Source organism: Chloroherpetonaceae bacterium (assembly GCA_025056565.1).
Lineage (GTDB): Bacteria > Bacteroidota > Chlorobiia > Chlorobiales > Thermochlorobacteraceae > Thermochlorobacter.
This window is the reverse complement of the sequence record JANWWA010000061.1, coordinates 1-597: the sequence shown is the minus strand read 5'-3', so window position 1 is coordinate 597 and position 597 is coordinate 1. Positions and strand designations below refer to the sequence as shown.

The window sequence follows — 597 nt, the reverse complement described above, 5'->3', positions numbered from 1 at the left end:
GAAGTGGGATGCTCACACATTGAAACAACTGCACTATATGACTCATCAGTCAATGATAAAATTCCACCAGAATGTTCTGTAACTTCTGGTGTTTCGTCAGGGCAGGACGTAGAAGAATGTATATTTTTTATTTCTGACAAAGAAGGCATTCTCGGAGAGCTGTCGTGCTCTTCTTGTTCATCATCCTGATTATAATTATCAGAATCGTAATTATTAGGATCTACAACTGGTAGCTGCTCATAACTACGATAACGTGCACTTGGTTGCACTAGAGATAATTGCTCGTGAGCATCACGAGTTTTCGTGATAAATTGGAACACTAATTCGTTCCAGTCCGCATTTTCTCCTAAACAATCAGCTGCGTCGATCAATTGACGCAGTTCCTGTATGGTTGCAGGTTTAGGAAGTCTTGCAACAAGTGTGTGCTCATAGAGAAGCACACAGGATGGAATAAGAGGATGGTTAGGATGACTAAGTTCTAAAGCTTTTTTTACAACCAGAGGGGGGAGCGGTTTAAATTCAATAAGGGGCAAACGACGAAGTAACGGTTCACTGATTTCTCTCTCATCGTTCATCGTAATGAAAACGATGAGATTT

1 protein-coding gene is annotated in these 597 nt (G+C 40.7%); it reads right to left on the bottom strand.

The annotated features are described in order from the left end of the window. The coding region (locus NZM05_12675) for a hypothetical protein (protein ID MCS7014469.1) at positions 1 to 575 on the bottom strand (575 nt) is incomplete at its 3' end. Between the last annotated feature and the right edge of the window lie 22 nt (positions 576 to 597).